Annotated in this window: 3 protein-coding genes; all 3 read right to left on the bottom strand. The window is 48.4% G+C overall.

The window, feature by feature from the left end; translation table 11 throughout:
* Window positions 1–7: 7 nt before the first annotated feature.
* Genes MHI21_RS12570 through fabD form a run of 3 tightly spaced genes read right to left on the bottom strand, consistent with a single transcriptional unit; the run spans window position 8 to window position 23,267 of the window.
* Window positions 8–9,370: an amino acid adenylation domain-containing protein gene (locus tag MHI21_RS12570; RefSeq protein WP_342420128.1), complete on the bottom strand. Its 9,363-nt coding sequence runs from the start codon at window positions 9,368–9,370 to the stop codon at window positions 8–10.
* A gap of 24 nt (window positions 9,371–9,394) precedes the next feature.
* On the bottom strand, window positions 9,395–22,069 hold the full coding sequence (locus MHI21_RS12565; RefSeq protein WP_342420127.1) for an amino acid adenylation domain-containing protein: 12,675 nt from the start codon (window positions 22,067–22,069) through the stop codon (window positions 9,395–9,397).
* Window positions 22,044–23,267, bottom strand: a complete 1,224-nt coding sequence (gene fabD, locus MHI21_RS12560; protein ID WP_341161438.1) for an ACP S-malonyltransferase — start codon at window positions 23,265–23,267, stop codon at window positions 22,044–22,046. The genes MHI21_RS12565 and fabD overlap by 26 nt, the downstream gene beginning before the upstream one ends.
* Between the last annotated feature and the right edge of the window lie 223 nt (window positions 23,268–23,490).

The raw sequence follows: 23,490 nt of genomic DNA, 5'->3' as shown, positions 1-23,490 counted from the left end.
CATCTCCTTACTGCAAAATGGTCAAAGCATTCAAGAGCCTGTCACTAGCAGTCTGGAAGATTTGATGGATATACTGGTCGTTCTCATGATATGGAATGGTAAGTGAGATTTTCAGAATATCCCCTACATGCTCTGACTCAAAGAAAATAACCTTGTTGACATTGGCCTGTGTGCCTTCGGTATGCAGATTGTCGAGCAATTCTGCATCCTCTCGTCCCTCACCCAAATAGTTGAATACGATAGGCAGCTGTTCAAGTCCTTTTTTCAAAATGCTGCTGGATACCGGGTAAGCTTTCTCCATTTCAGCATTGAAGATCAGATTGAAAAAGTTCAAATGATAGCGTGAAGCAAAGCCCAGGTGGGTATGGATACTCTTTTCATAGGATTCAGTGTCATCTTCCTGCAGTACAACGGGTATATGATCAATACACTCGCCTACGGTTCCAAAATAGTTTCGGTCGCCATATTGTCTTCCATAATTAGTAAGCCAAAGCGGAACATCAGAGAGTTGGAAATAGCTGCTGAAAAAACGTACAGCCATTTGAAGCGAAATATCCCACATATTCGCAGCGCTGTGCTGCTCTGAAATGTCGCTTAAATTCAGCTCCCAACGATATCTGGTAGTGTCCGCATAGTTGCGTTCTTCGGTCAGCACATGGATACGATCATTATTCTCACCAAACGTCTGGAGTTTGAATTGCTCGCTGATTTCCTGATCCCCGATTCCTTGAGGGCCTTGGCGGATATGGTTTACATATTCCCCGTATTGCACCTCTTCTGTCGCATGTGCCGTCTGCTGCGGACGATGATATTCATCAAGGAGTTGTCTCCGCAGGATGTCACTGCTCGTAGCATCAAAAATGATGTGCGAGCAAGGGAGCAATAGCAGATGTTCCCGCAAATTTAAGCGAATCAGGACGATCCGGTACTGCAGCGACTGTGCAAGTTCATAAGGTTCTAAAAATAGGTTAGAGGCAATGGAAGAAAGAAGCCTGCGTTGTGCTTGTACCGGCTGATCCGAGAGATCAACAGTCGGTAAAGAAAGATGCTCTGGAACTGGACGCAACTCCCATTCCCATGCTCCGGACGATTGAACAAGTACGCTTCTTAGCAATTCATGGCGTTGAATAAGCCGCTGAATTGTTACGGTCAAACGCTCGGTGTCCAAGTAGCTATCTAACTGCACAGCCATACCCGAACCTGTAAAATGTTGCAAATGGTAATGCTGAGCTGGTGCAAGCGGATAGCGCCCAATAGCATTCAGACTTAGTATATTGGTATTCCACTCTGTATTTAACTCAGCAATGCTGGCAAGCCATACATCGGCCTGTTGTTTAAGTAAGGTTTCTTGTTCTTCGTGTATCGGTGTAGCTCCGAGAATTCTATCTGGTTCGTCGGTTCCCCAGCGAACGATATAATGCGGGTGCAGGTCTGGATGGATATAAGATTGGATAAATTCAGAGATTGCCTGAACTTGTTCTACACAAAAAGGCTCTACTTGCAGGAACAAATAGTTTTGCTTATCGGTGGATACGGACTGAAGCAAGACCTGTACACCAAACGCTTCTGTAATAGCCCGCTCAACCTCCTGAGCTTTCGCAATGAGCGTATCCGCGTTTACTCCGCCCTCTTCACCACGTTGTAAAAGATCAGACAAGCTTCTTATCGTCTGATATTGAAGCAATTGATGTATATCCAGCGGAATGTTCGATTCCTGTACTTTGGATACCAGTTGAATGGCCTTCAATGAATGACCTCCAAGCTCGAAAAAGCCGTCGTCAATGCCGACCTTTTCAACGCCAAGCACTGCTTGCCACAGGTCCGCCAACTGTTGTTCCACTTCATTTCTTGGAGCAACGTATTCCATATCGGAACCGCTGGTCATTTCTGGCTCAGGCAATGCTTGGCGGTCGATTTTACCGTTCGTTGTCAGAGGAAACGCTGGCAGGAACACATACTGGGCAGGAATCATATAATCCGGCAACTGGCCAGTCAAATGGGTCTTCATATCACTCTTAGATAGCGGTACGTCGGTTGAGATATAAGCACAGAGCGTTTTTTGACCATCGTTTGTGCTTTTTACGGCTACGTGCACCTCCTGAACTGCATCATGCCTCATGAGCTGGGTTTCAATTTCCCCAGGCTCAATACGATATCCGCGGATTTTAACCTGCTGGTCTATCCGTCCGAGATACTCAAGATTGCCATCCGGTAGCCATCTGCCCAAATCACCTGTCCGATACATTTTTTCGCCCGGAATGAATGGATTAGGGACAAAATTTAGCTGGGTCAGATCATCCCTGTTCAGATAGCCACGTGCCAGACCATCCCCGCCAACACATATTTCTCCTTGAGCACCAATAGGCAGCAGCCTGCTTGAAGAGTCCAAAATATAAACAGTTGAATTTCCAATTGGACGACCAATAGGAATGCGATTATATTCCTTATCAATCGGGAAATAAGTAGAAAATGTTGTGTTTTCCGTCGGGCCATAGACGTTGATAATGTTCAGCCCCGGAGAATGTGCTCTCACTGTATTAATGATCCCAGGTAAAAGCACATCCCCGCCCACCAGCAAGTGCTCTAGCGAAGCAAAGAGATCTGGTTTATGCTGAGTGAGTTGGTTAAACAAGGGCGATGTCAGCCACATCGTTGTAATATGATATCGATTCAGCGCTTCACCAAGCTGAACAGCATCCAAGATTACGGATTCCGGTACAATGTACAAGCGCAATCCGTTCAGCAAAGCTCCCCAAATTTCAAAGGTACAGGCATCGAACACGAGCGCCCCGGTCAGCAAAATGCGCTCGTTCTCGGCAAATGGCATGTAATTGGTGTTCTTCACCAGCCGTATGACATTCCGGTGTTCAATCATGACACCCTTGGGACGCCCGGTCGAGCCGGATGTATACATGACATAGGCCAGATCGTCTGCCGTTGTCGATTCGGAAAAAATGAAGTCGTCGGAGTCGTAGGAGCTGATGTCGGCCAGATCCAGAACAGTACCGGAAAAATCGAAAGTGTTCATCTGTTTTCCCTTGTTGGATAGGGTTAGCAGAATTTCGCTACCGCTATCCTGAAGCATAAACATAATCCGTTCCAGTGGATAAGAAGGCTCCAGTGGCAAGTAGGCTCCACCCGCCTTCAAAATACCAAGAATACCGATAATCATTTCTGGTGAACGTTCAGTCAAAATGCCTACGATGGTATCCGGCGTAACACCCAGTTTCCGCAGCTTCGAAGCCAGTTGATTAGCTTTTTTATTTAACTCGCGGTAAGTTAGCTCACGATTTTCAAATACAATAGCTACTGCATCCGGTGTTTTCTCTGCCTGTAATTCAAAGCCGTGATGTATGGTGTGGTCCGATGGATACGGTCTCCGTGTATCATTAAAATCAAACAAGAGCTGCTGTTTTTCCTCCGCTGTCAAAAGATCAATCTCCGAAACCCGGATATTTGGGTTTTGAATAACTTGCTCCATCATTTGGATGAGGTGAGCAGCCAATTGTTTGATCGCATTTTTGTTATACGTCAGCGCGTTATAGCTAAATTTGATTTCCAGCTCTCGGCCAGGCATGACGATTACATTCAAATCATAATTGGTCTGTTCAATATCCTCTATTTCACCAACACGGAGGGATTTAGGATTTTTTTCCAGGCCCGTAAGTTCTTCCGAAACGGGAAAGTTTTCAAAGGCGACAATATGCTGGATCAGATTTTGTTTTAGTACACTATGGGCTTGAATATCAGCCAAGGAAAAATAGGAATACCGATTGGACTCCATCAAGGAATCCTGTATAGACGTAAGCAAGTCGGAAAACCGCAGGTCAGCGGAGCTTTTAACACGTACAGGTATGGTATTAATGAATAATCCGACCATATTTTCAATACCGGGGATTTCATCAGGTCTGCCCGATACGACAGACCCGAAAATGACGTCCTTACTGTTGTTGTACGTTTGTAGTAATAAGCCCCAAACGGTTTGAAATAAGGTGCTGACGGTGACACGGTTTTGTTTGGCGATTTGTTCCATGCCTTGGGTCAGCTGCTCTCCCCATGTGCATATGAGTTGCTCTGCCTGAAACGAAGGATCGACGGATCGAGTATAGCCGGGCACGACGGTTTCATTTTCAAAATCAGTCACATATTGTTTCCAGTATGCTGCTGCTTCCTCTTTATTTTGTCTTTCCAACCACTGAATAAAGCTGCTAAATGGATGGACAGGCTCTAATTTTAAAGGAGTATCGTCCCGAAGTGATGTGTAAATATCAAAAAAATCTTTGGCTACCGTCCGCAGGCACCAGCCGTCCATAATAATATGATGAGAGATCCAGATGAGCTTTGAGGTGTCCTCATCCCACTGTACAAGCGCTAACCGGATGAGAACCCCCTTTTCCAGATCAAAACCTCTCTGCCGCTCTTCCTGTAAAATGGCTTGAAGTCGTCTGTGCTTTTCCGCATCCGGTAGACTACGCACATCTTCGGTATGGACAGGAGCAGCTAATCGTTCCTCCAGTACACCCTGAAGCGGACGATCCATCTCCTTATACATGAATACCGTACGGAAAATATCATATCGCTCAATCAGCTTTTGTAAGCTTCGGCTGATTAGGTTGGTATCCATAGCTTCATGAATGGTAATAATCGTTTGTTCGAAATAAGCCTCTGACTTTTCATCAAGTATGGAATGAAATAGCATTCCCTCCTGCATCGGGGATAGCGGATAGAGGTCTTTAATTTTCACTTGGTGGTTTAACACCTTATTTGATAAGCGATTTGCAATATTTTCAAACTGGTCCAGAGACAATTGCCCATATGTAAAATCCGTCGGGCTTTGTTCTGCTGTATCCTTGGCACAGCAATGGCGAATAAGTTCGATCAGATGAGTCTTAAAGCTGGCTGTAAGTCGCTCCACCGTCGATGCTTCATATTCACGTCCGTTGTATTCGAATACAATGCGGAGTCTTTCGTCAGTCACCGCACCATGAATATCAAAGCTGGACGCTTTTTCAGTCAGAGGGTTGATTTCAGTACCAGCAAACGTGGATAGTGGCGAGGTACGCCATGTCGTACCTTCTCTGGCTTCTCCGTCAAAGCTAAAGCTGATCTCAGGTGGCTTGGCAGAAAAAAGAGCTGCCCTATCCTGCTGCTCCCTGTCGGTCAAGTAGCGTAAAATGCCATAGCCGACACCCTTGTTGGGTACACGTCGCAAATTGTCCTTAACCAGCTTGATTTGATGGGCCAAATCTTCGGGCTTGCTCACATTTACCACAAACGGATACACGGACGTAAACCTGCCAACTGTACGGGATACGTCAATGTCTTTAATCAATTCCATCCTGCTATGACTTTCCACCTGAACTGCAATTTCAGCATGTCCGCTCCATTCCCGGTAAGCCAGTCCTAGCGCCGTCAGTAAAATATCATTTGTTTCTGTATTGTAAGCATGGTGCGCGTGTTTCAGCAGGTTTTCGGTTTCTTCCCGGCTGAGTGTCACTGCGGATCTGCGCCCGTCACGGATCAGGCTATCTGGAACCTCATGATCTTTTGGTAGCGAAAGTATTTCACGAGCTTCTACCGTATTCCAATAGCTGATTTCCTGACGCGCCAGTTCGCTTTGCGCATACTTGGACAGACGTGTTGCCCATTCTTTGTAGGAATCGGTCTTGGCGGGTAACTGTAGCTTTTCACCGTTAGCTAACTGTTGGTAGGTTGTTTCCAAGTCTTCCAGCAGGATTCTCCACGACACACTGTCTACGACAAGATGATGAATGACGATTAACAAATGATCGGATTCCTGTAGCCGGATTAAAGCCAAACGCACAAGCGGGCCGTTACGCAAATCAAAACGGCTTTGTAACGCGTCAGTGAGCTGCGCGATTTCTTCCTCAGGCTGGTCAGCATGTGAAAAATCGTAGCTTTCCAATGTAAAGTGTTCACCTTCGGCTGTGCCTCTGTTATAGGCGACAGGTTTTTTTTCACGTTCATCAAAGGTAATGCGCAAGGCATCATGGTGCGTGGTCAGCTTGTCCACGGCGCTTCGCAGCAAGGTTTCGTTCCATCTTTCGGGGTTCTTAAGCATGACAGCCTGACTGTAATGATGACGTTCTGTTCGATGATGCTCAAAAAATTCCCATTGGATCGGTGTCAACTCCACTGTACCTTGTACCGCCCCCTGCGGGATGGTCCGAATTACTTTTTTTATATAAGGAGCAATCAAATCAATCTGCGGATGGCGGAACAAATCCTTCATGTCCATTTTGAGGCCCTTCGCGTTCAATCGGGCTGCGATTTGCAACGCTTTGATCGAATCACCACCAAGCTCGAAAAAGTTGTTGCGCAGACCAATCGGCTTAACACCAATGACTTCCTCCCAGATGGAAGCGAGTGTTTGCTCCAGTTCGCTCTGCGGCGCTTCATACTCGACGTCGGTCAACACAAAATCTTCGGGTTCTGGAAGCGCACGTCGATCAATTTTACCGTTATGGGTCAAAGGCAATTGATCCAGCACGATAATATGTGCGGGCACCATATAGCTTGGCAACTGCTTGGCAAGCTCTGTCCGCAAGAAGGATTTGTCGGTTGTACCTGCTACGTAGGCGCACAAATACTTTTGTCCGGTTTTATCCGTTCTATCCGTGACCACCGCTTGGCGTACCTCATCCAATTGGAGTAAGGCCGACTCAATTTCACCAGGTTCGATCCGGTAGCCACGAATTTTCACCTGAAAGTCAATCCGACCGATGAAATCAATGTTGCCATCCGGCAGCCAGCGTGCCAGATCTCCGGTGCGGTACAGACGCTCTCCCTTTACAAAAGGATTCGGTACAAATTTCTCCGCCGTCAGGTCAGGACGGTTCAAATAACCGCGGGCCACAGAAGCGCCGCCCAAGCACAACTCCCCGGCTACGCCGACAGGGAGCGGACGCAAAGCCTCATCCACGATATATACTTTATGATTCGGCAGTGCCTTTCCAATCGGGACGATACCTGACGGAGGCAGACGTTCAGCTGTTTCTTCATAAAAGCTGGAATCAATAGCCGCTTCGGTTACACCGTAGGTATTCATGATGCGCATCGTATCGCCGAAGTGATTCAAAAGCGTCCGGTAGTTTTCAACGCCAAAGCTGTCCGCGCCTGTAGTAAGCAGCTTCATGGCACTGACATCTGTACCGTGTTCATATACGTAGGCCATAAGCAACGTCAACAAGGCTGGCGGAACTTCAAACGTCGTAATTTCGTGCTGTTCGAGAAACTGGGCCAAAGCTGGAGGATCGTTGCGCACATCCTGTGGACAAATGACCATGGTGCCTCCGTTCACGAATGTCTTGGCCAGATCACCGGCAAAGACATCGAACGACATACTGGCAATCTGAAGGAGCTTGACGGGAAACTCTTTTAACTGGTGAGCTTCTCTATAGCCCCACGCCGTATTTACGTAATGGCGATGCTCGATCATCACGCCTTTGGCGTTGCCCGTCGTTCCCGATGTGTAAATGACGTAGGCCAAAGCCTCAGGATCATAAATAGGTGCGTAGATAGGCGCTTGTTGATGGGAATGCTCCGCTTGTGAAGCTTGTTGAAGTAACGCTGGCAAGTCCAGCACTTCACTCGCAAAATCCACATCGGCCAATAGTTCAGTCAAGGAAGACTGCGTGAGCATAATCGTAGCTCCGCTGTCCTGAAGCATGTAAGCAATTCTTTCTTTCGGGTAGGTCGGATCGACAGGTACGTAGGCAGCTCCCGCCTTCATAATCCCTAACACAGCGATAATCATGTCTGCTGAACGCTCAAGCATCACGGCGACGAGATGTTCGCGTTGGACCCCGCGGTTTTGTAATGCTTGAGCAAGCAGATTGGCCTGCTCATTCAGCTCATGATAGGTCAATGCAGTATCTTCGTAGATGATAGCGGTCTGTTCCGGGATACGTTCTGCCTGTGCCTCAAATATTCCATGAAATGTTCCGGTAGGATAGTCGGCAATCGGTCCGCTCCATACATTGGTGAGTTCCGCCTCTTCTGTAGCGGTCAGCAGACGAATGTTCCGCAGCAGGAGTTCTGATGTACGTGCAATCTGGACGAGTACATGCTCCAAATGCCCGGCTAACCGTGTCATCCCTTCATCGCTGTAGACATGGTTGTTGTAGGACAGCATAAAGCTCAGCGCTTTTCCGTCCTCCACTTCGATGTTGAAGTGGTAAGGTGTTTCTTCGGACAGCTGGGCGTCCTCCATGACGAATCCAAGCCGTTCCTTCAGATCAGGCCGGCCAACCATATCCTCCAGCGGGTAGTTTTCAAATACAACAAAATGATCCATGAGTTGCTGCTTGAGCGCTGACTGGGACTGTATTTCAGCGAGTGAAAAATAGTCATACGCCCGTGATTGAACCACGCTGCGCTGCACTTCACGAAGCAGACCTGAGAATGGCAGATCTGCATCCAATTTGATTCGTACCGGTATTGTGTTAATGAAAAGTCCCAACATCTGTTCAACACCTTCAAGTTCCGGCGGTCGGCCGGAAACAACGGTGCCGAAGACGACGTCTTCACTTTGGTTGTATCCTCCAAGCACCACTCCCCATGCAGCCAGAAACAGACTGCTAAGGGTTGTTCCGTTGCGTTCAGCCACCGTCCGCAATTGACGGGTTGTTTCATCCGTGAGTGTTATTTTATGCTCATGCAGCAAGTACCCGGTATCTGGCTGGAGCGGATGGGCTATTGGCAGGGTTGGCAGCACGGCTGGCTGATCATAGCCGTTCAGGATGGACCGCCAGTATTCCTTCGCCGCCTCCTTATCCTGCTTATCCAGCCAGCGGGCATAGCCAGTATAGGGCTGCGGTGTTGGCAGTTGTACGGTCTTACCCGCTTTCAGCGCTTCATAAGCCGCGAACAGCTCGTCCATAACGATGCCGAGGCACCAGCCGTCCATAATAATATGATGAAAGCTTAAAAGCAGCGTATATGCGTTCGTTTGGGTTTGAAGCACAGCCAGACGAATGAGCAAATCCTTACTCAGATCGTAACGATGGTTTCGGTCTGCGTCTGCGTAGCTGCGAATGGCCTTTGCTTGCTCTGCCTCGGGAATATTCGTCAGATTCTCGTAACGAAGCCTTGGATTTCGCTCCTTAAACACGATGAGCCGCGAACGGGAAGCACTTTTATGATAAATATTCGAACGAAGCGTTTCGTGACGCTGCACCAGAGTCTCGAAGCTCTTTTGCAGAGCCTCCAGGTTCAGTTCACCCCGGATGGTCATTCGTACTTGCTCATAGTACGCTTGTGATTCCGGCTCTATCACTGTATGAAAGAGCATCCCCTCCTGCAAAGGCGTTAAATTGGCCACTTTTTCGATTTCAAGCCTTTTACTCATCGGATTTCCCCCTCAATCGAATATTTATAGGCTTTCATAAAAATGCTTCATCTCTTCGAACTCTTCCAAATCCAGATCATCTGCCCCTACGTCTGTTGGTGTCAGTTCCTGACCGGACTGATCAAGGCAATGACGAATGGTATTCAACAGGTGTGTTTCGAAGCGGGAGAAAAGTTGTTTGACCGTGCGTTCTTCATATGCATTCCTGTCATAGGATATACGGATACTTAATTTTCCGTCCTCCAACCGGCTATCCATATAAAGAGCATAAGATGAACCATTAATCACATTCTTGGTACCTGGTCCAATTTCAGCTTGCAGCGGCGATATTGAAAAATAAACCGATTCCGGGTGTGGGGAGTCTATATAACGGAAACCAATTTCCGGATGACGAAAACGTTTAGAATCCGTTGGATTGCTGGCTTCGGTCAGATATCTCAATGCACCGTAGCCCAATCCGTGATTTGGAACCTGCCGAACCGTTTCCTTCACACGCTTGAGCAACAGCGCTATATCATCCGCAGATTTGATGTCCAGTACAACTGGATACACGGACGTAAACTGCCCTACCGTTCTGGAGATATCCAGCGAATTTGTTTCAGCCTGCTCTCGGCCAGGGTTCTCCACGTAGAGTGCAATCCGTTCTTGTCCTGACCATTCGGACACTGTTTGCCCCAGTACGGACAGCAGTACTTCCTCCGGCACGGTATTATAGGCATGATTGACCTGTGTCATCAGATGCTGGGTTTCGTCAGTTGATAATTGCAGGTGGAGCTGATGTGTTTGTCTCTCCGACCCAGAATCCGTAATGACTTCATGGTCTTTGGGAAGCGTTCTCCACTCTGACAACTCTATCTTGTTCCAATAGTCCTGCTCCTTGAGCAGCTCTTTACTATTCGCATAATGCTCAAGATGCTCTGCCCACGTTTGGTAAGCGTTCGTTTTGTCCGGTAAAACAATCGTTTCCCCATCCAGAGCTTGTCCGTAGCCTGTTGCCAGATCTTCGAGCAAAAGATTCCATGAAATGGCGTCAGCCACTAGTGGGTCTACAGCAAGGAAAAGATGATCTCCGCTATCCAGACGGAAAAGCCCTGCCCGAACTCGTGGTCCTTCAAACAGCCGCAGGCTGCTTTGAATCCGTTGACATTCAGCTTCCATGTGGCTGCGTGCTTCGCTTTCCGTTCCCGTAAGCGACAGTACCTCCAGCGTGATTAGCTCCTCATGCAGTCCTTTGTGAGCTTGCGTAACCGACTCGTCAGCCTGTTGTAATAAGCCAAGACGCAGAGCATCGTGGTGCTCTACGATTTTCTTCAATGCGGCTCGCAATGGTTGCTCGTCAAAGCCCGACTTTGCCAACAGCAGTACCGACATTGCGGCAGGAAGTGCCTCGGATGCTGGATGCCGTTCAAACCCATCGAGTAGATGTCGTTGTATCGGTGTCAGTGGTACTTCTCCATCTATCGGACCTTGCTCTATCGGACGGGACAATGTTTCTGCATAGCCGCTCAGGATTTCAATGGACGGATGCTCCAGTATGTGTCGGATATCCAGTAAATACCCGTGGAGACGCATGCGTGCGATGACTTGAACTGCTTTAATCGAGTCGCCTCCGAGCAGAAAAAAGTTATCCTGAATGCCCACCTGATCGCGTCTCAAAACATCTTGCCATACGGCGGCCAAAGCTTCTTCCACATCATTTCGTGGCGCTACATAGGCCACATCCGGTCGGAATAGCTTTTCAGGCTCCGGCAATGCTTTTCGGTCGGTTTTTCCGTTCGGTGTCAACGGTATCCGATCCAGAAACACGAAGTAAGACGGAACCGAATAATACGGGAGCAACTTGGCGGCATGTTCATGAATGACCGTTAAGCTTGGTGTTTCTTCTGTATGCAATACAATGTAGGCACACAAGACGGATTCTTGCTCTTTGTTTTGATATACAGTGACGACAGCCTCTTGAATTGCAGAATGGCTCATCAAAGCATTTTCAACCTCACCCAGTTCGATCCGGAATCCACGTACTTTCACCTGATGGTCGATTCGGCCGATAAACTCCAGATTTCCATCTGCTTTCCAGCGAGCGAGGTCACCCGTTCTGTACATTCGTGTCCCTATTGAAAATGGATTATCCACAAATTTTTCTGCCGTCAAATCCTCGCGGTTCCAATAGCCACGGGCCAGCCCTTCCCCTGCAATGCATAGCTCGCCCGGTATACCGATTGGCTGTAATCTGTTCTGCGCATCCATGATATAAATGTGCGTATTCGCAATGGGGCGTCCAATGTCAATCTGATTGGCATGGGTAAGTTCCTGCACTGCCGACCAAACCGTCGTTTCCGTAGGTCCATACATGTTATAAATACGGGGGCCGTTCAATTTCTGCAATGCCTCCAGCAGCCTGGGTGAAAGCGCTTCTCCCCCAACCATAATTTCCTGTACACCTTGCAGCGCACGGGAGCCTTCCTCATGACTCAGCAGCATGTGCAGCCGGGATGGCGTCATTTGCAGCATGTCAATATGATGTGCAGTAATCAGTTCGCCAAGTGCCTGAGGATCGACCTGATGATGGCGGTCGCCTAGCACGACGGTCATTCCGCCTAGCAGCGGCAGAATCGCTTCCAAAACGAAAATATCGAACGAAATAGTGGTTAGCGATAAAATCGTTTTGTTCGTTGCAAAGTCGATCACTTCACGCATTCCTGTAATAAAATTCAGCACCGAGCGATGCTGGAGCATAACTCCTTTCGGATTTCCGGTTGAGCCAGAAGTATAGATGACGTAAGCCAGATGCTCCGGCTGAGCAGTGGCTTCCAGATTGGTCCTTTCCCCTTGATATACTTCCTCATCTTCAATAAACAGGGTGTTGGCGCTGTAATGGTGTTCTCCTACCAGATCGCGACTGGTCAGGAGTACGGCAGCCTCACTGTCACTCAGCATATATTCAATACGGGCTGACGGATATTCAGGGTCGATAGGCACATAAGCGCCACCCGCTTTTAGCACGGCCAGCAGACCGATAATCATTTCCGCCGAACGCTGCACCATCAGACCAACTAGCTTATCGGGTCCTACACCATGCGCTTGAAGTACCCGTGCCAGTGAGTTAGCGCGTTCGTTCAACTCCCGGTAGGTCAACCGCTGATTTCCGAACACCAATGCTATATGATCCGGCGTCTGTACGACCTGCTTTTCAAACTGCCCGTGGACTGTCTCATGGTACGGGAAAGGTACGACGGTATCATTAAAACCGGTTAGCAGCAATTGCTTCTCTTCATCAGATACGATCGTAATATCGGCCAACCGTACCCGGACATCCTGCGTCACCGTTTCCAAAATTCGCACAAAATGCTCTGCCAGCCGTCGGATGGTCTCCGGTTTAAACAGCTTTGTGCCATACTCCAAAGTGAAGGACAAACGTTCTTTTTCCTCGGTCACATGCAATGAAAAATCCACCTTGGATATACCCGCGTTGAATTCTTCCGGTTTAAAACGAATTCCTCCTGTTTCCAAAACTTCTGTGCCGACATTTTGCAAACTGAACATCGTATCGAACACCGGGTTTCGACTTACGTCGCGTACCAGTTCCAGTTTGTCTACAAGCTCATCAAACGGGTATTCCTGATGCTCCAGTGCCAGCAGCGAGTTTTGCTTAACCTTCTGCAAAAAGGATTGGAACGTTAAAAAAGATCGCGGCTGATTGCGAAGAACCAGCGTATTGACGAACATGCCAATCATCGTTTGCGTATCCACATGTCGTCTTCCGGCAACAGGTGTACCCACGATAATGTCCTCTTGACCAGAATATTTGCCCAGCAGGACATTATAAGCCGCCAAAAGTACCATAAAGATCGTAGATTCGGTATCTTGGGCCAATTTGTAGAGTGTGTTAGTAAGTTTGGATTCCAAGGTGACGGTCAAGCTGTCACCTTCAAAGCTTTGTGTTTGTGGACGTGAAAAGTCCGTAGGTATATTCAGTATAGGAAGCTCGCCATTCAAGGTCTGGAGCCAATATGATTCATGCGCTTGCAATGCGTCGTCAGTGATCTGCTGCTTCTGCCAAGCAACAAAGTCTTTGTAATGAAGCTGAATGTTCGCAAGCTGTCTGCCCTGATACCGTTGAATGATTTCATCCAGCAGCACGGCCATGGAGAAACCATCGGACACGATGTGATGCATATCCACTAACAGTATGAAGCCACCTTCGATAAATTCGTACAGTTCGGCGCGGAATAAAGGAGCTGTTCCTAGGTGAAAAGGCTGAACAAACAAGGTCCGAGCCTGTTTTGCTTCTTCCTTGGAAATGCGGGTACACGGGATGTCGAATGGAATCGTGTCCCGAACTTTTTGTACCACTTCTCCGTCTTCCAGATCGAAATACGTCCGAAAGGATTCATGACGCAAAATAACTTCCCTAACGGCTTCAATGAAGCGGGGAACCTCCAGATCTCCCTCTATGAAAAGCTGACCTGGTACATGATAGGCCTTTCCACCTCCCAACTGATCCAGCACGTACATTCTCTTTTGGGAAGAAGATACCGGATAGAAGGCTTGCGATTTCACAGATACAATTGGTTCGTAGGTCTTCTTTGTTCCACCCGCAATATATGTAGCCAGCTCTGCAATCGTTTGCAGCTCAAAAATGTGGCTAAGTGGAATGTGTACACCCAGTTCCTTATTGACTCTCGACAGAATGACCGTCGCTTTTAGTGAATCACCGCCCAGTTGAAAAAAGTTATCGTCATAGCTGATATCCGTTACATTCAGAACGTCCTTCCAAATGTTCACGAGTTGATCTTCTACGCCGTGGTTCTCAGAAGCGGTGTGTGTTTTAGTGAATACACTTGCTTGTCCCGGCTCTGGCAAAGCCTGTAGATCAGGCTGACCATCCGGCAGAAGAGGAATATGATCCATAGGAATCCAAAAACGAGGCTGCGTATAATCTGGAAGAATTTCGATTACAGCCTTTTTCAGTGCGTCTTCTTCCCATGGCTTCGATGCGTTTGCGACCACATAGGCGGTTATATATGAGACTTTTCCAGCCTCGTCCGTTTGCGGTGTAATGGCGCAGGACTCCAATTGGAAAGTTTGCAGTAGATGTTTCTCCAACTGCCCCAGATTAACCTGATGTCCGCGAATGTGGATAGTCCGATTCAAATTGCCAATATGCCGCAGCTTGCCATCGTTTTCCACGTAAGCCCATTCCCGGGTCGTTCCCAACAGACCTGCTACTGAGGCTTGATACACCTCCCCTGCTGTCCCAACAGGTGCCAAATGCTTGTAGACATCGAGGACGCAAAGATAGTTTCCGTTGGCATCGGTATTTGCTGCCCATGCAGCTCGAAGTTGTTCGTTCTCCGGCGCACGGAGTAAAGTCAGCGTAGAAACGCGAGCCCCTTCTTCCTCTACAATGGAATGCAGCAGATTCAGGAAATATCCTGACCAGGCTTCGATAATGTTTGGCTGAAAAAGATCCAAATTGTAGTCGAAATCAAGACGTAATTGTTTCTGCGCCTCTGTCACGTTCAAAAACAACTCGTATTTGCTGAATGACACCTCATTCTCAACGAGTTCTGCTTCCAGTCCATGGAATTGAAAACGCGGAATCGGTCGATCCATATTGAATACAGCGTTAATGACAGGCAAATGCCTCAGCCCCAGCTCAGCGAGTCCGGCAAAGCTATACTTTTGAAATCTGTCCAGTTCATTCATGCGCTTTTTGACCGTTTGGACATGCTCCGTAAAAGTAGCATCAGGACGCACTTCGCTGATCATCGGAAGCAAGTTGACACAGTTGCCGATCAGAGAGAAGGCGTCCATATGGGATTGTCCTGCGGTGGGAACCCCCACCGTTACTTCCTGCTGCCCTGTCAGGCGATGTAGAAAAATCTGAAAGGCGGACAGCAGCGTTATAAAAAGACTGCTGCCTAGCTTTATGCTGGCAGATCTCAATTGTTTAACGAGCTTCGTTTCGAGCATTATGGTATGTCTGCTTCCTCTGGAAGACGGAATTTGTATTCCCCTCACCGGAGATGGCAGATGGAGGACAGGCTGCTGCTTTTCTAGCACTGCCGACCAAAAAGCAAGGGCCTCTTTTTTCCCTGCTTTCAATTGATCCTGCTGCCAAACAACGTAATTCCGAAAAGGTACTGGATCGGGAAGGTTGTAGTCAGCGTGTCGGACAAGCGCAGAATAGATGTGTTCCAATTCCTGAATGAATACACTGATTGACCAGCCATCCGCGATAAAATGATGAAACGTAAAAACACCCAGATGCTCTTCATCCGATATTTTCAGCAGATGAATCCGGAATAATGGCTCGCCTGGCGTCATGGCAAATGGGGTTTCACTGTCCTTGATCATCCATGCCCGGATATGTTGTTCCTGTTCATCTGGGCGATAACTGGTAAAATCATGAAGCGGGATTTCCGCTTTCATCACAGGAGCGAACACCTGAGTTTCCCCATCGCCGCTCATAAAGATATGTAAGGCTTCATGACGGTTTACAATGGTCTGGACAGCTTGGTTGAACGCCTGCTGCTGAAGTGGACCACGAAACCGCAACAAGGCGGTTTCGTGTAAAGATTGAGAGTCACTTCGATCTGAAACAGAAGCGAACCAAAGCTGCTTTTGCTCTGGAGTTAACGCAATAATAGTTTCTGCTGCTTCAGCCTCTGGAGGTACGGTTACAGGTTGCTTTCCCGGTCCCGGGCCGTTTCCATTCGGGGGCGGGTCCGGTAAAAATCCCCCTTTACGCAGCTCGTTCACGCTATCTTTGACCGCTTCTACGATTCGCGCAATATCTTCCTCGGTATGGGCCGTGGACAAGAAGCAGTTTCGTCCCTCCCAGATATAGATGCCTTTGTCCAGCATGTGATAGAAGAACAACTCCAAATCGCCTTTGAGCACGAAGCGGAATAGGGAGCCAAAGTGAACGACCTTCATAGGTACGTGTTCGTCAGTGAAATAGCTGTTCAGCTCCGCTGCTAACGCCGAGGTGCGGCTGTTCAAGCGATTTTGCAGTTGCTCGCCATGCTTCTCCAAATGATCCAGCACCGCTAAGGATGCAGCCATTGCCAGCGGATGATGGCAGAAGGTTCCTGCCACAAAGGTTCGCTGCTGCTCATGCTGCGGATAGGAATCGTCTCCGAAGCTCCACGTGCCTCCGTCGATCCCGTTCATAAAGGCGGCTTTTCCGGCTACGATGCCGATGGGCAACCCGCCGCCAATGATTTTACCGTAGGTCACGAGGTCGGCTTGTACCCCAAACCACGCTTGGGCTCCTCCGGGCTGAATCCGGAAGCCTGTGATGACTTCATCAAAAATGAAGGCAGTACCCGACTGCTCCGTTATCTGGCGAATTTCCTGCAAAAAGGCTTTAGGCTGAAAATCTGGTCGGCGGCTTTGTACCGGCTCCACGATAACCGCGGCCAGTTCATGCGCATGGGTGCGGATATAATCCAGAGAATCGTCCGCCCCATAATGAAGCACGACGACATCGTCCACCATATGCTGCAAGATACCTGGAGCTAGAGGTGTCGAATGCTCCTTGTCATCACCCGCGCTCCCCAGTGCCAGCACCCCGTCGAATGTACCGTGATACGAGCCAGCAAAAATGACGACTTTAGCTCGTCCAGTGGCAGCACGTGCCAAACGGAGCGCGACCATGACGGCTTCCGTGCCGGAATTATACAGGGCAATCCGTTCCACACCGGTCATCTTGCACATTCGCTCGGCGACTTGCCCAGCCATGTTGGACATGGGGCCAATACACATGCCGTTCTTCAGTTCTTTCTCAATTTTTTCACGAATAAAGGCTGGATTATGTCCAAACAGATTTACACCAAAGCCCATCGTCAAATCGACATATTCATTGCCATCCAGATCCCAGATTTTAGACCCGTCTGCACGTTGGGATACAATTTGATACACCATTTCCTTCAAAACAGGCCGGAAACCAGCCACATTACGGTTATTGGCGTATACGGAGCGATACTGCTGGGTGTACTGTTTGGTGCTACGCGTACGGGCCGTGTAGCGCTCAATCAGCTCTTGCAGGTGTTGTTCCTGACGGAGCGAAAGCAATTCACGTGCTTTAACATCCAGCTTTTTATAAGGCGTATACGGCTTGGCTTCATTGCCTATCTGCTTGGAAACAGCCTTTACGGATGGTGCTGGTGCTAATGCAGCCGCGACTTTCTGCTTGGATTCGGTACGGATGATCTGCGCACCTTCACTACTTGCTGATAGCAAAACGCCCGTTTCCGGGTTAAATGGCTCGGAAGCTATTACGGATGCAGATGGCTGTTGCCGGAGAACATCGAGCTGCTGTGACATCAGATGTAGCTGTTGCTCCAAAATTCGCTCTACAGCCGCAGAAGCTGTAGCGATTGGAAAGCTTTGAGCCCGTGTTTGCCCAGCCGTATCTATGGCATAAACGGATGTGGCAGCCGGAACAGCGGATTCATGAGACGGTTGGGTTAACGGGAAAGCTGCATGATCAACCTGATTCAGAGTTGTTTCTGGGCGATTTTCCACAGATTGAACCGGGGTTTCAGCGGAAGTGAAAATGCTCACCCGCTCGGCTACGTAGCTGGCCAACAGCTCCAGCGTGGTCAACGATTCGAAAAATTCGTTCATTGGAACGTCCAGTCCGAAGGTATCCTTGATACTGTGGCGAACCTGGGACAAATTAATGGAATCCAGCCCAAGCTCCAGAAAATGTGTTTGTGGCTCCAGTTCCTCCAGGCTGAGTTGGGACACGTTACCGATCATTTTCGCTAACTTTTGAAGAATAGATGATTTGTGCTGATCGGTAGCAGATGCTGGCGCTAAATACTCGTTCCCCATAATTCCAGACTCCTTTACTGTTGAGTTCTCATGAACTGGTACCTTCTGTTCCGTTCGAACCTGTTCGGGTACGTTAATCCAGCATCTTTTCCGTTCGAATGGATACGTAGGCAGAGAAACCTTTTTATAGTGCTTACCTGCATAAAGGGCATTCCAATCGATCTGCGCTCCTTGCACATACTTGGCAGCCAGTTGCTCCAGTGATTGCAACGTGTCCAAGCTTCCAGTGACCATTTCTGCGCCACCTGTACTATCCGCTTTCCCGGTGTATACGCCTTCGACGACTCTGCCTTGTTCGTGCAACTGAAGCACCTTCGCTTTCAACGCATCCGCCCCTGAGGCAGTCACAGCAATCCGGTGATTCAGGTGACTTCTGCCTGTGTTAGCCGTATAGCATACATCCTGCATCACGAGTTCTTCCGCACGTCCGAACCGTTCTGCGTACTGCCCGACCAGCTCGTGCAAAGCGGATTCACTCCGCGCTGACAAGGTCAGCAGCAGTGGTGATGATCTATTGTTGCTGTCCGTTGAGGCTTGGTCTGATTCCGTCTTCGCTATATATTCCTCCAGCACCACATGGCAGTTTGTCCCGCTGAATCCAAAGGAACTCAGCCCGCTTCTTCTCGGGAAACCGTTCGTCTTCCATTCCCGCAGCTTCGTATTGGCATATACCGGGGATTCCTCAAAATGGATCTTCTGGTTTGGTGTGCGAAAATGAACGAGCGGTGCAATCTGTTGGTGCTTCATGGACAATACGGATTTGATCAAGCCCGCAATTCCGGCGGCTTCGTATAAATGACCGATATTCGTTTTGACCGTGCTGATCGCCACAAACTGCTTACGCTGTGTATGCTTGCGGAAAGCATTGGTAATGCCGTCAATCTCAACCGGATCGCCCAGCTTGGTTCCGGTGCCATGTGCTTCGATATAACTTATCGTTTCAGGATCAATCCGTGCATCGCGCCACGCCTGCAAAATCACTTCTGCCTGAGCCAGCGCATTCGGCGCGGAAATACCAATCGTGCTGCCGTCCTGATTGATAGCACTTCCCTTGATCACGGCTAAAATGTTGTCACCGTCTTGTTCCGCTTTGCGCAGCGGCTTCAGGAAAACGGCTCCAACTCCCTCACCCCAGCCTGTTCCGTCCGACTGGTCGTCGAAGGCGCGTGCTCGATCATCGGAGGATTCCATGCCAATGCCCGCTTTCAGCGGCAGCAAAATGGTCTTCACTCCACCAGCCAAGGCCATGTCGCAGTCTCCGCTAAGGATGGATTTGCAGGCCAAATGCACTGCCACGAGTGATGAAGAGCATGCTGTATCAATGGTTAGCGCCGGACCTTTTAGATCGAGCAAATAGGCAATCCTGCTGGAAATAATGGATGATAAATTACCAATGGCAAAGTTCGGCAGCGCGCCCGGTTCCACCTCGGACAACAAACGCTCGTATTCGAAGCTGGTTTTGGAGAAGCCAACATACACGCCGACCTTTTGGCCTGCCAGTTGCTTCCCCCCATACCCCGCATCCTCAATCGTGCTCCAGGCTGTTTGTAGAAATAACCGTTGATTCGGGTCCATGAGTGAGGCTTCCCGTGGAGTCAGCTTAAAGAAGGAGTAATCGAACTTGTCTACTTCATCCAAATAGCCGCCTTCTGCAATTTGCATATTCCGTCCTTTCGTATTCAGACGGGAAATGAAATCTTCGGCATCTTTTCTTCTTTCATCGCTGTACGGGCCGATATTGTCAGCCCCTGATGCCACATTCGCCCAAAACTGCTCCAATGTTTCCGCTTGAGGAAACTTGCCTGACATGCCGATGATGGCGATATCCCGGACATTTGCTTCCTCCTTGGCCTCGGACTGTGCTGTTGCAGCCGGATCGCTGCTCATGCCCTGACTAGAGATATATGCAGCAAGCTTGGCGATGGTCGGATAGGAAAAGAAGTCCGTCACCTCAATATGAATCCCTAATTGATCCTCCAACACGTCCACAATTTGAACGAGCTGCAAGGAAGTCACTCCGATATCAAAGTAGCTATCGTCCGTCCCGATCGATTTTACATTTAAAATATCCTGGCAGATTCCAATCAGCTTCTGTTCTATCTCTCCTTGAGGCAAGACTGCACGCTCAGCTGCTTGCACGGTTTGCGTGGCCTCAGCCAGTGCTGTCAATATCTCATTAAATTCGCCCTGCTCATAACTCTGGGCTAATTTGAAGCGCTGAACCTTTCCACTGGTTGTTTTAGGAATACGCCGTATCGGAACTATATCCTGAATATTCCAGCCTCCCCGGTAATTCAGATGGCTTTTCAGCTTTTGTACAAGCGGTACAAAATGCTCTATCTTTTTCGTATGCATCACAAAGGCAACAATACGATCCTGCCTGGTCTGCGCATCATGTACACCGCACACAGCTACTTTCCCGAGATCCACGCCATCCAGTTCCTCGGCAATCCTCTCGATGTCATGCGGGTAGACATTCTGTCCGTTCACGAAAATGATATCCTTGGCTCTACCGGTAATAGTCAGGCGGCCGTTCCGCATAAACCCTAAATCGCCGGTGATAAGCCAGCCATCCTCTGTTTTGACCTTCGCGGTAGCCTCTGGATTGTTATAGTATCCGGATGTCACATTTTTGCCGCGGATCTGTGTGTGTCCAATCACCCCATCTTCGAGCACCTGATTTTGTTCATCGCAAATGCGGACAGAGGTACTAGCCAGCGGATACCCCAAATCCACAAAAGTAAGACACCGCTTGTCGGACTTGTCCACTTCTTCTATAGGTTCACCTACGTGTAACTGCTGTCGATTCAAATGAATGGGGATAAACGTACTTTTGTCCAGAGGTGGAGAGGAAACGCCCACGCTTGCCTCTGCCAACCCGTAGACAGGCAACATCGCATTTTTATTCAAACCGTGAACACTCATTGCATCCATAAACCCATGACAAAGCTCCACAGATACGGGCTCAGCTCCATTTAAGATCATACGGACACTTGACAAATCCCAGTTAGCTGCTGTTTCGGGTTTATACTGATCGAGAAAAAATTTATATCCAAAATTGGGAGAGCATATTTGAGTCACCTTATGCTCCGATACTTTTTTTAGCCATAAAGACGGGCGTCTGATAAAAAGTGCCGTTGGCATAATCAACTGCTTGGCATTAGCGATCACACAGGTTAAATGAAATGCGATCAATCCCAGGTCATGCGTAAGCGGCATCCAGCCCAAATAAGCATCCTTGGAGCTCATGCCCGTTTGATTTGCAATATCCCGAATATTGTAAACCAAATTTTCATGCGTCAGCATGACTCCTTTGGGATCACCTGTAGAACCTGAGGAAAATTGGATAAAAGCTAAATCCTCCGGTTTGGGTATATGGGCAACACCTTTACTCTGATTGGAATAATCGAATATATGGCTTGAAAAAGTCGCTTTTTTAACGGGCTCAAAGGAATCCAGCAGTTCGTGCTGGTGCGAGTATTTTTCTAACTGTTCCAATACCTTGTCATCTGCAATCATATAAGGGCGGGAAAGTGTATTCCAGATTTTAAACAATTTCATTTTATGCTCATCATTATTCCCTATGCTTACAGGAACAGGGACGATTCCACCGAGTAGGCAACCCCAAAATACATTCACAAAGGTATGATTGTCGTCGATCTGCATGATCAGCTCATCGCCAGGCTGTATCCCTTTTTCCTGTAATTCATAAAGTACCTGTGATGCTTGCTCCAGAAGTTTACAGTAGGATACGTATTCCTCTTGTTTATCACCAGAAATAAAGGTGATTCCGTTCTCATCCCGGCTTGCACGGTCTTGAATGATTTCAGTTAAAGTTTGAAACTGTTCCATCCTGATCCCTCCTCAATTGCTCTAGCATTACTTTCTGCTCTCCTTCGGAGACCTGTTTGGTTTGCAACACCAGGCGAATACACTCCAAAATCTCCTGTCTTTGCTCAAAAGCAGGAGGTGAACCGCTCCCTGATTCAGAGCTTCGAAGTAATTCTTCCAGTCTTTGAACAGGTAAAATAACACCCTTTCGATAATCATCTTCATTCCAATTGGCATTGGGGGTAGATACCGCCAGTGAAAGGGAACGAGCAACCCAATCACGAATTGAGAAGCGGCGTTCCAGTTCAACGCGATCCAAGTCTCTATCCACGGACAGAAATTCAATGGTAGTGTTTATTTCCTTCACCAAATTTTTCAGCACCGTTCGTGGACCTAACTCGATGCCTTGTTCCACGCCGCGATTCGCCATATACTGCATGGTTTGAATCCAGCGAACCGGGTGAGTCATTTGCAAAATCAATCCTTGACGGATGCTGTCAACATCGGGGTATGGCAGAGCGGTCACATTGGAGATCACGGGCCACAGCGCTTCATGGAAAGTGTATTTTTGCAGCTCGATGGTCAGCCTGTCCGCAGCATGCTGCATAAGCGGACTATGAAAAGGACCACTAACCTGCAAGCGAGTAATGTGGGCTCCCCGCTGTTCTAACTTGCCAGCTACCATAGCTACCGACGTATGATGACCAGAGACGACATACTGATTGGGCGAATTGTAACAAGCAATGACAGCAGGCTGATCGACTGTGGAGTGCAGACGACAGAATTCTTCCACGGCGTTCAACTCAGCTCCGCGAATGGCAATCATGCTGCCCAGACCGGCCTCTGCGGCTGCTTCCATGAAGCGTCCCCGCTCTTGTACCAGTCGTAAAGCGTCGCCAAAGGCTAGAACACCGCTACTTACCAGCGCTGAATATTCACCCAGGCTATGACCTGCTGAAAATTCAGGGATCATCCCGATTTCATGCATATAACGCCGAAATGCAATGACGCTGATCGTAAGCAGTGCAGGCTGAGTATAGAATGTTCTGGATAGCTGGGTAATCGGACCTGCCATGCATAAAGCTTTCAGATCATATCCCAAAATATCAGCAGCCTCTTCAAACAAACGATCCGCTTCATTAAAATCGCTATGCCATGCCGCTCCCATTCCTACATACTGAGAACCTTGTCCTGGAAAAACCAAAGCAATGCGATTCATACCAAACCCCTTTCCTCCCCACAAAGATGTGGCAAAACAAAAATGTTTTTACGATTCAGGTGTTAATGTACATATGTATGGAGACATCGAGATGTAGAGATAGATGCAGCAAAAAGAAACAAAACGGATTTCCAAAAAAACAGTAATCGACTTGTAAAAGTGAATTGGTTATGGAGTTTCCATTCGTGGTGTGATTGAGATCAAAAGTCAGGTGTGTGAGTAG

The sequence above is a fragment of the Paenibacillus sp. FSL H8-0168 genome (genome assembly GCF_038592955.1).
Classification (GTDB): Bacteria; Bacillota; Bacilli; order Paenibacillales; family Paenibacillaceae; genus Paenibacillus; species Paenibacillus polymyxa_B.
Note: the sequence above shows the minus strand (reverse complement) of the source record. Positions and strands in the feature narration are given on the sequence as shown.

Excerpts from the sequence above, each read along its gene's own strand:
- MHI21_RS12570 (WP_342420128.1), bottom strand. The coding sequence starts at position 9,370 with ATGAGTAAAAGGCTTGAAATCGAAAAAGTGGCCAATTTAACGCCTTTG.
- MHI21_RS12565 (WP_342420127.1), bottom strand. The coding sequence starts at position 22,069 with ATGGAACAGTTTCAAACTTTAACTGAAATCATTCAAGACCGTGCAAGC.
- fabD (WP_341161438.1), bottom strand. The coding sequence starts at position 23,267 with ATGAATCGCATTGCTTTGGTTTTTCCAGGACAAGGTTCTCAGTATGTA.